The sequence below is a fragment of the Priestia aryabhattai B8W22 genome (genome assembly GCF_000956595.1).
GTDB lineage: Bacteria > Bacillota > Bacilli > Bacillales > Bacillaceae_H > Priestia > Priestia aryabhattai.
Genome location: NZ_JYOO01000033.1, coordinates 36528 through 50469, shown reverse-complemented (window position 1 = coordinate 50469; position 13942 = coordinate 36528). Strand labels below are relative to the sequence as shown.

The window sequence follows — 13942 nt, the reverse complement described above, 5'->3', positions numbered from 1 at the left end:
AAGGAGGCGTTTTTTTATTTAGCGTGCTTGACTGCTGAAGATTGATAAAAGCGGCCTTTAAAGATATACGTAGCTGTAATAAATAAATAGATAGCTAGTGTAATAGTCGTAATAACAACGGATGTTGTGCAGATAACACCAATTAAAATAGCGCTTAGTGCAATTAGGGCAGCCCACGTCGTATAAGGAAACCATTTAACAGAGTAGCTACTCGATGCTTCCGGCTGAACTTTGCGGGACTTTAAGTGTGCGATCGCAATAATCAACCAAATAAACAACACGGTATATCCTAAAGATCCCATCAAATAATCAAATGTTTTACTTCCTGCAAATAAGGAAATCAACACGCCCACATAAAGGGATGATGTACACATTAAGATTGCATAGACAGGAACTTTGTTAACAGAAAGTTTCGAAAATATCTTCGGTACTCGACCGTCTACTGCTTGCGTATACAAAATACGGGATGAACCGTAAAGTCCTGAGTTCATAGAAGAAATAACGGCTAACAAGATCACGGCATTCATAATATGATCTGCTCCGGGAATTCCAATCATCTTAAATACCATCACAAAAGGACTTTGAGAAACGCCATTTACTTCATTCCAAGGAATCAAGCTCACGATGATAAAAAACGGGAACAGATAAAAAGCAATGATGCGCGTTAATGTGCTGCGCACAGCCTTTGGTACTACTTTTTCAGGGTTTTTTGTTTCAGCTAGCGTTACCCCGATGATTTCAGTCCCACCGTAAGAGTAGATGACAACTAGCATCGCCGTAATTAACCCAGTTGGTCCTTTTGGAAAGAAACCGCCGTGATCGCTTAAATTTGAAAAACCCGCTGCGGTATGGTGACCAAATGATACAAATAGTAACAAAAGTCCAGCGATGATAAAGATCACAATGACCGTAATTTTAATTAATGCTAACCAATATTCCGTTTCAGCAAATGCTTTAACCGAAAGCAAGTTAATAACTGTGACAATAACGGATATGCCTAGAGCAAGCATCCAAATTGGATAATCAGGAAGCCAGTACTGAATAAAAATAGCTGCTACAACTGCTTCAGCTGCAATGTTTAACACCCACATTTTCCAGTAAATCCAGTCTAAAAAATAAGCGGGGTAGCTTCCTAAAATCGACTGAACTAAATCACGAAACGTTCGTGCGTCACTGTTTCGAACCGCCATTTCAGCAAGACCTTGCATAATGAATAGTAAAATAATTCCGCCAATTAAATAAGCAATGATAACTGATGGTCCTGCCATATCAATAGCTGAGCTGCTTCCTTTAAATAAACCAGCGCCAATCGCTCCACCTAGCGCCATCATCATAATATGACGTGAAGTCATTGTTCGCTGCAAACCTTGGTTGTCCTTCTTCATGACTTTTCCCTCCACTTTTTTATAAAATAAAAAAAGCTTATCGTCTCCTACCTCATTATCAAATGAGAGAAGAGACGATAAGCTTTAGCTAACCGCGGTACCACTCTTGTTGGCTCTTAAAGAACCCTGCTTAAAACCTGATAACGAAGGTTAGACGTTAAAACTTAGAGAATACTTCTGCATTCTTTCTGAATTACCACTCCTGGGCGAGTTCAAAGTATTATTGGACTACGTTGCACCAACCCGTAGCTCTCTTGACCGAATAATATGCTTCTACTACTCCCAATCGCTGTGTTTTTGATTAAAATCTGAAAGTTCTTGATGAATAACCATTACTATACGTGCTTCTTTTTTCTTTGTCAACAGCTATTTTTGAAAAAGTGAAAATGATTGAACTCTGTTTTTTATAGAACTCAGGACTGGTTATTTTGGTAAAAAAATCAGTCGTTTCACCTAATTTTCACCAACTCTGCTTACATTAAGAAATATGAAAAAGAGGTTGTTTTGACAAGTACATAGGTGAGGAGAATGAATAGAGTGAAAAAGATGATGTACATCCGGTTTGGACTGGATCTTTTAATGGCCGTTACGTTTGTTTTATTTTTTAACAAACAAGTATTGGGAGGGTTAACGTTTCATGAAATTGCGGGGTTGACGATTGCGGTCGCCTTTTTTACCCACGTGCTACTAAACTGGCAGTGGGTAAAGAAAGTGACGGTTAAATTATTTGACCGTAAGCTTCCGCGCAGAACAAAGTTCGGTTACTTTTTAAATATCATGCTGTTGATTACGATGTCATTTATTATGATTAGCGGTATTTTTATTTCAAGAGTAGTATTTCCAAATATTAATGTGGGGGGCGAACAGTGGTTTAAGGTTTCGCATATTTCGGTATCATTTTTAGTGTTAATTTTAGTAGCCGCTCACATAGGTCTTCATTGGCAATGGGTTATAAATGTATGTAAAAATATGACGAAATTCAAAAAGTCAAAGAAAAGCTTGAGCATAGCAGCTAAGCTGGCAACCGTTGCACTGTTAGTCGTTGGCATATACGAAATAAATGAGACGGATTTTCTTGGAAAGCTTGGAGGAATAGCGAGGGTGCTGAATTTAAGTTCCTCAGATATGCCGCAAAAAGGCGGTGGGAAGCCAGATTTTGATCGTCATTCATTTAGCGAGAACAAATCTTCTACGACGGCATCTGCTGGTCACGAACACCCGAACTTTGATCACGATGGCGGAGGTTTGGAAAGAGGGATGAAAGGAAAAGAAGGCGGTTTTGAAAGTCCGAATCCTTTTGTTGTAATCAGTACTTACTTTGCTATTATGTCGGTTTTTATTAGTGTTATTTATTATATTGAAAAAATATTAACAGGGGTGAAAAGACGTAAAAAAAAGGCGGGTGCGGCTGCGGAAATTTAAATTAAAAAAGCTATCTATTTCACTGTTTTTTCATCGTACAGAAGTAAAATCATTTATGTAAAAGCAAATGCTTTGCAAAATTAAAATGAGAGAACCTTAGGTGGTGGAAATCGTGAAACAACACACACAGCCTGAAACGGAACATAAGAAAAATTGGTTTATTAATGCGCTATTGAATTTTGGTATTTATAAAAAAGGAAATCGGCACCTATATGAACTGACACTTCAAGAGTTAGAAGCTCAATATGTAAAAGTAAAAGCATTCATGTATAATCAGGAACCTCTTTCACAATGATAAAAAAGCACTCATTATATGAGTGCTTTTTTAATCTGTATTGCTTTCGCTAGTAAAATTAAATTGATTAAGCTTAATTTGAATTTCTTTTTTGGTATGCGTTTTTATCCAATCTAGAATTTCAGAGACTTTTAGAGTGAAATTTTCTACTTCTTTATATTCTTCCCATTCTCCAGCAACCCCATTTTCGCAGCGCGGGCGAATTTGCTTACCTTTAATGGTCACCACTACATCTCTTTCAGAGAGAAACTGCTGATTTAAATCAAAAGAGAAGAGGATGCTCGCCGGCTGATTTTGTAAATAGATTAATTGTGCAAAACAGTCGGAAACGGTAATATCACAGCGCACCTTTGCATTTGAAGGTACTTCTAAAGCTATGCGTTCGTAGGAGGTTATTTGATAAGGCTCACTTATATATGAACCGTTTTTCCCTGTGATTCTAATTACTACGGTGATAATTTTAACGAGATGAATAAGATGAAGAGTTTGATACGTTCCGTCTTGAAGCTGCACTTGGATCGTTCTGCGCCTGCCAGGTGGTTGTTCTCGGCAGGAGACTTCACAAACATTACATGTCACAACAGGGTTAATTAAATCACATGGGTTAAATGATGGAACTGGATTTTTTGGTTTTAACTCAAAGGTTTGCAATTCTAAAACCTCTCCAGAATTTACTGTTATCTGCTGTGGATCTGCAGGTATAAAACCTATAGCGGTTACAAGGATGGTATACGTGCCAGGCGGTATATCGTGAATTGTAAAGCGGCCTAGTCGATCCGTAGTTGCACGGCCAACTATTTGGTCTTTGGTATTGATTACGTGAATCGTCGCGCCAAAGATAGGTTGTTTGGTCTCGGCATTAATGACTTTTCCTGTAATTGTTGCACCCAATTCAATTGGATCAAGGCGGAAATCTGCTCTTTGCGTTTCGCCTTGTCTAATCGTAATTGTGACTGATGGTGGTATAGCTTGATAACCATCTGTATCTACTACTACGGTATACGTGCCAGCTTTTAGTGATATAAAGGAATATTCTCCTGCTTCATTGGTAGTAGTAGAGGCTGCAAGCTGTCCTTGATTATCTAAAAGATTAATGCGAACGTTGGCAATTGGAACACTTGTTGAGTTATCGACGACTCGACCAGTAATAGCCCCTGTCGAAGAAGGTATTTGCTTTAGCTCAAAGGTTTGTAAGTCTAAAACCTCTCCAGAATTTACTTTTATCTGCTGTGGATCTGCAGGTATAAAGCCTATAGTGGTTACGAAGATGGTATACGTACCAGGCAGTATATCGTGAATTGTAAAGCGGCCTAGTTGATCTGTAGTTGCACGGCCAACTATTTGGTTTTTGATGTTGATTATTTGAATCGTTGCACCAAAGATTGGCTGTTTGGTCTCAGCATTAATGACTTTTCCTGTAATTGTTGCACCCAATTCAATTGGATCAAGGCGGAAATTTGCTACGATTGCTTCGCCTTGTTCAAACAGAATGGCAATTGTGACGGATTGTTGCTGAGTTTGATAACCATCTGCATCTACCACTACGGTATACGTTTTTGCTTCTAGTGATGCAAAGAAATATTGACCTGCTTCATTGGTAGTAGTAGAAGCTATAAGCTGTCCTTCGTTATCTAAAAGATTCACGCGAGCATTGGCAATTGGCAAACTTGTTGAGTTGTCGACGACCTGACCAATAATGGCGCCTGTAAAAGCAGCTGTTGTTGTTAATGCAAAATTGAGTTCAAGCACTTCATTAGGGCTTAACTGTATTTTTACCGTTTCAGACATATAGCCAGAAGCGGACGCGCGCACAGAGAACGCTCCTTGTGGTAGTCCTTCAATAACATATTTCCCATTTTCATCGGTTAAACCAAAGCTTACTGATAAATCAACTTCGTTAAAGACTTCAATCAGAGCACCGATAACAGGAAATTTAGTTTCTTTGTCAACAACTCTGCCTATTAATCTGGCTGGGTTTCCATTAAGCGTAAAATCCACTTCTTTTACTTCATTTGTGGTAAGTGTCACAGTTTGTGCTGCTGCTTGATAATCTACATTGGATGTTATGATTTGATAAGTGCCAGCAGCCAGGTTAGAAAGGAGGTAGTTACCGTTAATATCAGTTTGTGTTGTTGTCACGACCACTCCGGAGGCATTAATGACACGAATGCGCGTGTTGGCTAACGGTGCACCCGACGAGCTATCTGTAACCTTTCCTCGAATAGTCCCCACTTGTGGCAGAAGCAAGAGATTAAATGTGAACGTCTGACCACCGACTGCGAATGCCGTTAAACCTTGTGAGCCAAACCCTGCTGCAGTGGCGATAATTGAAAAGGCCCCGTCTGGAATACTGCTGATGGTAAATTTTCCTGAGGTATCTGTGAAAACAGTTGTGAAAATCGGACCAGAAGAACTTTGATAGCGAATGGTGACAGCTGCCCCTTGAATAGGTGATTTTGTTTGAGCATTTAAGACACTGCCCTTGATTGTTGCAAATAAGGAGCTTAGCTTTACATTTAACGAAGTTGTTTCTCCAGAATTAATTGTTGCTCCAGCAGACAATCGTTCAAATTCTTCTGCAGTAAAGACCACTCGGTAATTTCCAGGGTTTAATCCTTGGATTGTATATTGACCGATAGCATTTGTAACTGCTGTTGCCACAAGGCCGTTAGTGAAATCAAATAGCTGCACAACTGTGTTGGGAATCGGATTTTCAGCTTCACTTTTTACGGTACCTGTTAAGAAACCAGGAGCCATGCTTAAAAATAGAGTAGTAGAAGTTATGCCGTTTGTTTGTAAAAGAACTGTTTTTGAATCTGCTCCAAAGTTGACTGCAGTAGCCGTGACGATGAGCGCTCCTGGTGGTAAATTCATTATCGTAAAGCGTCCACTTACATCTGTAGCCGTTACAGCTAAAACCTGACCTTCAAGCGTTGTGGCAGAGACGATGGCTCCCTGTATCGCCTGACCGCCTGCTAAAGTGACGACTTGCCCTGTCACCGTAGCTGGACTCGATTGTAATAGAATTCTAGCAAATGTGGCTTCATTTGCTGTGACTCTTGCTCCAATAACTTCTGTAATAAATCCTGACGCAGAAGCCGTAATAAAATAGTTGCCAGGTTCAAGATTAGGGAATGAAAATGTGCCGTCTGAATATCCTGTTGTGGTGAAAATGAGAAGATTATTGGTATCGAACAGGGAAAGGGAAATGCTAGAACCAACAATTGGCTGTGCTAAATTGTTTAAGACAACACCGTTAATTGAACCAAAAACTCCTGTAAGCATAATGTCTACGACTTCTGTAGCGTTTGTTTCAATGATAGCACCTACCGCCTTGGTTTCGAAACCTGACGCAGTAGCAGAGACAGTGTAAGAGCCTGGAGGTAAATCAGTAATTACATATCGTCCGTTTGAATCAGTGACGGTTGATGCAATAATAATACCTGTTGCGCCGAGTAATCTTACATTTACAAAAGCGCCGGGAATTGGTTCATTGCTTTGGTTGGTGACCGTACCAGTCAATATGCCTGGATTTGACTGGAGGACAAAGTCGATGTTTTTTTGTTGGTCCCCTTGAGCAAGCGTAAGGTCTGATAATACAGATTGGAATGCTGGTGCTGACGCAATCACTGTAAACGTGCCAACAGGAATGTTCCCAATGGCATAAAAGCCATTTTCATTTGTGATTCCATAACCGATAATCACTTGATTTTGATTAAGGATACGAACGGTAGCATTATTAATTGGTAAGCCTTCTAGAGTTGAAACAGTTCCTGAAATAGAAGCAAAGTTTGGTTGTAAGAACAAGTTGGCTATAGTGACTTGATTTGAAGTAACGGTAGCTCCAGCCGAAGCACTGGCATAGTTAAATTCTGAACCTACGACAACATAGCTTCCTGGCTGTAGTCCTGGGAATTGATAATTTCCTAGCTGGTCTGTAACGGCAAAGGCAATAGGGCTTAAACTTTGATTTGGGAACAGGTTAACGACAGCTCCTGGAACTGGCTGGTTCGTTACGACATCTCGTATGGTTCCTGAAATAATTCCAGGGTCAGCTAAAAGAGTAAAATTGATTGTGGCTACTTCGTTAGGAGCTGCTTCAAAACGAGTGAGGGCTGCTTGGAAATTTGGCTGATTGGCTGTAAGTGTATAGCTTCCGGCAGTAAACCCTCTGATAAAGTAATTCCCGTCATTATCTGTTTGCACTCTTCGGATTAGACCGCTTTGGGTATTGAAAAGTTGAACTAAGGCGTTTGCAAGGCCGTTTCCTTCTTCGTCAACTACACGCCCCTGTACAGTTGAAATAAAAGAAGAAAGAGATGCATTAACAATTTCAATTTCTCCAGCGTCTAACTGTACAGATGATATGTCTGATCCGAATAGAGGTGCTCCGCTGAAGACAACAGTGTAAGTGCCAGAGACGATGCCTGTTACTTCATAAAATCCGTTTGAATCAGTAACGGTTGTTGCGAGAATAGGACCAGATGGCGTTAGTGCGCGTATAACAACGCTTGCGTTTGGAATTGGCTGCCCGGCTTCTGAAGTAACGACCTGGCCTCGGATTATACCTGGATTCGGTGCAAGGTCAAATGCAATGATTATATCTTGATTTGCAATAATTGTAAAACCGCGCAGTTCGCTTCCGAATCCAAAAGAGCTTGCAACCGCAACGTACTTGCCTGGAGAAAGAGTTGGGACTTTGAAGTTACCTTGGCTATCGGCTACGATTGACAGGATAAACGTTCGATTTTCATCAAAAAGTTGTACGGTAGCTCCTTGAAGCGGAAGGCCAGATGATGCACTTGTCACTTGCCCGATAAGGCGTCCAGGACTGGGTGACAGAGAAAGAGTAGTAGTTGTTGTTTCTCCATTTGTGATAATGGCAGAAGTTGTGGCGTTTCCAAACCCAATTGCTTGTGCAATTATATTAAGCGGACCAGCTGGTAAATTTGGAATGGTGAAGAATCCGTTATCTCCACTTATTCCCGTTGCGATGATAACACCGTTAGACCTTGTCACGGTAATGGATGCTCCAACAATCACTTCGCCAGAAACACTATTAATCACTTGCCCGGTTAATGTTCCAGGTAAAGGAGTAAGGGTGACGACTACTTCTGTTGTCTCGTTATTTCTTACAATGGCAGAGACTGTATTTGACGCAAAGTCAGATGCTTCAGCATTTACTAGATACGTTCCTGGTGCGAGGTCAAATACTTCAAAGCGGCCATTGGATAGCGCAAGTAAAATTTGAACCACTACAAGGTTTGCATCAAGAATTTTTACTGGGATAAATGGCGTGGTAATCGGTACTCCTTGTTCATCTACGATTTGTCCGCGAATGCTCGGTTTACCATTAGTGCCTGCTCCACTTGCTCTTGTGAGTGTAGCGTTTAAGATCGTTGTTGTATTAGAGGTAATTTGTGCTCCTAAAATGACGGTATCGTAACTCTCATCAAAGAAAGAAACAGTATATTGTCCTGGTGTTAAGTTTTGAATTGTATAACGACCGTCCACGTTACTAAAACCAGAACTGACAATTATGCCTAACAGATTTCGAACAACCACATTCACTCCAACAAGCGGAGCGTTTGTATTTGCGTCAATAACTGTACCTGTTAAAATGCCTGGGTTGGCAACAAGTGTAAAGTTTACATCCAATCGACTTTCTCCTAGTAAGAGCGTTATTCCACTTGTAGCAGTTGAGAAGCCTGCAGCACTCACAACAATATTCCGGTTGCCAGGTGGCAACCCTTGAACAGTATAACGTCCATCAGACCCTGAAATACCTGTTCCCAACACGGTTTCACTTTGATCAATTACACGAATCGAGGCATTAGAAATTGGATTTCCATCTTGATCAACAATTTGCCCAGACATGCTGGCGGGATTCGACTGAAGTGAAAGATTAACTGTCGATTGGGTAGTAGCAAGTACAGATGCACCTGAACTTGTTCTTGCAAAATTGGTTGCATTTGCTGAAACTGTGTAGCTGCCAGGCTGAATGCTAATAAAACGATATCTCCCATTTTCATCAGTCACTGTATTTCCAATAGAGATTAATCCTTGATATGGGAAAATCTGGACAGTTGCACCAACCAGAGGCAATCCGGTTTGAGCGCTAGTGACAATGCCAACAATAGATCCTGGATTTGACTGAAGTGATACATTAATGGTTGTTGTTTGGCCAGATTTAATTGCACATCCGACAGTTTGACGCTGAAAATCAGGATTTATAATAATAAGAGTGTAGGTTCCTGGTGATATATTCTGTATGCTGTATCGTCCATTAATATCCGTTTGCACAGTGCCAACCACGACATTGTCTGTATCAACGATCCGAACCAATGTGTTAAATAAAGGTTCGCCCGTTTCTGCGTTGGTGACAAATCCTTGGGCTGCCCCAGGATTTGGTGGTAAAGATAGTTGAACAGCTGCCGTTTCATTTGAAAATACTTGAGTTGAAGCAGACTGTGTTCCAAAGGTTGATAAAGTAGCGATGACCGTATAAGTCCCAGGCGGCAGGTGAGGGATGGTAAAGGTTCCATTTCCATTCGTTGAGGAGTTTGCAATGACTGGACCTGCTGGTGAAAATTGACGTACAACAATGCTTACATTACCAAGAGGCTCCCCGGTTTGTTGATTAAAGACGGTCCCTTCAACACTTCCCGGATTAGGAGAGAGGTTGAAGTTTAACGTTGTCACTTCGTTTACGGCGACATCCGTTTCTTGTACTAACGAGCCAAAGTTTTGAGTCGAAGCGATGATTCGATACGTTCCTGGCGCTAAATTGTCAGCGCGGTATTGCCCGTTTTGATCTGTGACAACAGTTGCAACCAGTCCTCTCGTGAAATCAAATATTTGAATTGTTGCGCCTTGCAGCAGATCGGCTGTTTGTGCGTTTCGTACAGCTCCAGTCACCAATCCTGCTTGGGGTGCGAGTGACAACAGAATATTCCCGTTTGCTCCTGGTCCAAGCGGAACAGATGTCGAGGCAGAACCAAAACCAGGCTGGGTAGCAGTGGCTGTTACAATAATCGTATTTGGTGGTAGATTCCTAATGATAAACTGCCCATTAAGGTCACTGATAGCATTTCCAACGACAATTCCGTTCGCATCCGTAACGGAGATGATCACCCCTGTTAATGGCGCGGAAGTAACAGAATTTACAACTTGCCCCGTTACAGTTGCAGGATTTGGCGTGAGCGGAACAGAGACAGATGTAGTGGTATTAGCTCTAACATTTACGCTTGCAACTCCTGTTGCATAATTAGGCGCCGTTACTTGAATGAGATACGTTCCTGGCGCTAAATCAATAACGTTAAATGATCCATCTGCATTCGCAAGCAGTGTTTTTAACAGTGTGCCAGTTGCAGTAAAGACTTGAACTTGAATATTCGAACCTGTAATACCGGATCCGTTTACGTTTGTGACGGTTCCAAAAACTGTTCCGGTAAGTGGAGACAATACTAGGTCAGCAGTTGTAGCGTCGTTAGCTTGCACCAATGCTCCAACCGTTGTTGTGCCAAAGCCTGAAGCTGTTGCTACAACTGAATATGAACCAGGGGCAAGACCTTCAATCAAATAGCGGCCATTTTGGTCGGTGGTACCACTGTCTACAATTACAGTTGTTCCTCCTGATGTTCGAACAACTGTAATGGCTCCAACAATTGATTGACCCGTTGCCAAGTTGAAAACTCGCCCTGTAATACTACCAACCAATGCTGTTAACTGAATGTCTACATTTGGTAAAGTTTGCGCAGGTGTTAATGTGACAGCTGTTAATTGAGTAGCGAATCCTTGTGCAGATGCAATAATAGTTAAGGTTCCTTGTGGCAAGTTTCCAACTGAATAATTGCCATTTATATCTGTAATGGCAGTTCCTAATACCGTTTCGTTCTGGTCAAGAACTCGCACGGTCGCATTTGGTATAACGTTACCACCGGAGTCTGTAACTGTTCCAGAAATTGTTGCTGGATTTGAAGTTAACTGAATATTAGCAACTGTGGGGCTGCCTGCTGAAATTACTGCTCCTACACCGCCGCGTGCAAAGTCAGTTGCCACTGCTATAATATTATATTCTCCAGGAGCCAAGTTTAAAATTGTATATTGCCCATTTTCATTCGTTATCCCTCGGGCAATAGAGGTTATGCTTTGCGAAGGAAATACGAGCACGACAGCGTTTGCAATTGGGCCTCCTGTAAAAAAGTCTGTGACCGTTCCTGTTAGCTTTCCTGGGTTCAGCTGTAAATTTACATCAACCGTCGTAGTTTGCTCAGGTGCAACAGTAAAGCCAATGGTTTGTCTTTGGAAGCCTGAACTAATGGTAACTAACGTGTAAGAGTCAGCAGGAAGGCCTCCTATTGTAAACAACCCTTGTGCATTGGTGAGAACTTCGTCAACAACTGTTCCATCCCTGCGAATTACGCGTACAATTGCTTCTTCAAGCGGTGCGCTTGTGTTCTCATTTCGTACCGTTCCTTGAACGGTACCCGGTAACAGCGTCAGTCCAATGCTAATGGTTGAAACGTCATTTGGCAGTACAGTAGTTGTTGCAGCTTGTGTTCCAAAGTTTGTGGCTTGTGCAATGATAGTATACGATGCTGGCTGTAAGTCTGATATGGTAAATACACCTAACCCATCAGTCACAGTTGTTGCAGCGATAGGACCTGCGGGAGAAAACTGTCGAATTTCAACGCTTGCTCCTTGAACGGGTGCTCCTGTTTGTTGATTAATTACTGTGCCTGTAATGGTACCAGTAAGAGGAGTAAGTGATAGGATAATCTGTTGCGTCTCACCAGGGCTAAGAACAATTGTTTGCGGTGTGTTTACAAAATTTTGTGCAAAAGTAACAATGCTGATGGAGCCGGCTGCAAGGTTTGTTAGCTGGAAATTTCCATTTATATCTGTTACAGCTGTTGCAATAATTTGCCCGTTTGAAGACGCAGTGACCGTCACTCCTTGAAGCGGTGTGTTCGTTTGTTGATTGACAACATTCCCACTAATGGTAGCAGGGTTTGGCGTTAATGCTATAGCCACAGTGGTTGTTTGATTGGCTGTGATCGTAATTGGAATACTGTTTGCTGCATAGTTCGGTGCTTCTGCAATAACAGTGTACGTTCCAGGATCTAGACCAAATACCCCAAATGTACCGTCTGGTTGAGCCGTGACGGATTTGAGTAATACGTTATCATCAGTAAAGATTCGAAGGAAAATATTTGATCCTGTGATTGGATTTCCATTTATATCCGTTACAAAGCCAGACAGAGTACCCGCGTCTGCTAATAAGGCGAAGCTTGCAGTTGATGTCTGATCACTAGCGGCGGTGACTGTTTGTATTTGAGTGCCAAACCCCATCTTAGTGACCGTGACGGAGTATTCCCCTGGAGCTAAGTTTTTGACAAGGTAAGTTCCTTGTTGGTCCGTATTCACTGTTCCTACTACAATGCCGCCGCTTCCTTGCTGAAGAGAACGAATGGTAACGATAGCTCCTGGGATTGGTGCTCCGGTTCCACTACTTGTTACTTGCCCGGTAATGGTTCCTGGGTTTTCCTCAAGGGGAATATTGAAATTAGATAACACTTGATCAGGGGCAATGGTTACACCTTGCGTATTTGTGGCAAAACCAGACGCGCTTGCAATAATGGTGTAGGTTCCTGCTGTAATGTTACCGATGGTGTAGTTACCGGTAAGATCAGCACTACCGATACCTACTACGTTTTGGTTTGAATCCAGTAATCGAACCGTTGCGTTGGATAATGCATTTCCTGAAAAATCGGTCACTCGCCCAGAAATAACACCAGGAAGCGGTGGGGCTTGAACTGTAATTGTTATTGTGTTGCCAGAAGTGACAACGGTACCTACTGCTACTGAGCCAAAGCCTGTCGCTTGGGATACGAGGCTATATTCACCAGGTGCTAACCCAATAAGAGAAAAGCTTCCGTTTTGATCTGTTACGGTATTGGCAACGGGAGTCGTACTGCCAGACTGAAAGACTTGTAGAACTGCTCCAGAGAGGGGCGTGCCAGTTTGTGCATTAACTACCGTACCGGTAATGGTTCCTGGATTTGGCTGCAACGAAATATTTTGTGTAACAGTTTGATTCGATGCAATGGTAATGCCATTTGCGAGCTGCTGGAATTGAGGGTTCGTTGCCACAATTGTGAACGTTCCAGGTGCTAACCCTTGAATGCGATAATTTCCGCTTATATCTGTTTGTGATACAGCCACAAGCACGCCGTTTACATCAAGTATGCGCAGGAGTGTATCTGCTAGCGTCTGACCCGTCTGGGCACTGGTGATGGTTCCTTGAGCGATACCAGGATCTGGAGATAAATTCAGTAGAACAGTTGAGACTGAGTTTGATTGCACAAATGTAGAGGCAGATTCTGTTCCAAAGTTAGGTTCCGATGCTACCGCTGTGTAAGCACCAGGTGTCAAGTTAAAGACGGTGAATTGACCTTGAATATTAGTTGCAATTGTTGCAACGATTGGTCCAAAAGGAGAAAATTGGCGTATTGCAATACTTGCACCTGCAATCGGCGCACCAGTTTGTTGATTAAATACACTGCCTGTAATAGTACCGGGGCTCGGCGTTAAGTTAAAGTTAAGAGTAGTGGTAGCTTCAGAAGTTACTTGAGTATCTTGAGTAACGGCTCCAAAATTGTTTGCTGTTGCAATTAATCGGTAAGAGCCGGGTGCTAGATTTTGATATTGATAAACACCGCTTTGATTTGTTTGCAAAGTGGCGACAAGTGCTCGTGTAAAATCGAAAATTTGAACAGTTGCGCCTGCAAGAGGATCCCCTGTGTGCCTTGAGAACTGTCCCTGTAACGGTGCCCGG

General features: G+C 42.0%; 4 protein-coding genes and 1 other annotated feature. Of the genes, 2 read left to right on the top strand and 2 right to left on the bottom strand.

Annotation, left to right across the window (positions count from 1 at the left end; genetic code table 11):
* Positions 1-14: 14 nt before the first annotated feature.
* Positions 15-1385, bottom strand: coding sequence for an amino acid permease (locus N178_RS21060; RefSeq protein ID WP_045294652.1), 1371 nt, complete (start codon positions 1383-1385; stop codon positions 15-17).
* A gap of 67 nt (positions 1386-1452) precedes the next feature.
* Positions 1453-1684: a binding site (T-box leader), on the bottom strand.
* A 238-nt stretch (positions 1685-1922) separates the two neighbouring features.
* Between N178_RS21060 and N178_RS21055 the strand changes: the two genes are divergently transcribed.
* Both N178_RS21055 and N178_RS21050 read left to right on the top strand, forming a co-directional pair.
* On the top strand, positions 1923-2807 hold the full coding sequence (locus tag N178_RS21055; RefSeq protein WP_045294650.1) for a DUF4405 domain-containing protein: 885 nt from the start codon (positions 1923-1925) through the stop codon (positions 2805-2807).
* A 109-nt stretch (positions 2808-2916) separates the two neighbouring features.
* A complete protein-coding gene (locus N178_RS21050; protein WP_013058636.1) occupies positions 2917-3102 on the top strand; it encodes a Fur-regulated basic protein FbpA in 186 nt (61 codons plus the stop codon).
* A gap of 30 nt (positions 3103-3132) precedes the next feature.
* Here N178_RS21050 and N178_RS26640 read toward each other — a convergent pair whose 3' ends face one another.
* Entirely contained in the window at positions 3133-13875 is a 10743-nt protein-coding gene (locus tag N178_RS26640) for a carboxypeptidase regulatory-like domain-containing protein (RefSeq protein WP_237758564.1), read from the bottom strand.
* Positions 13876-13942: the final 67 nt, after the last annotated feature.

Coding starts and splice junctions, on each gene's coding strand:
- N178_RS21060 (WP_045294652.1), bottom strand. CDS start 1,385: ATGAAGAAGGACAACCAAGGTTTGCAGCGAACAATGACTTCACGTCAT.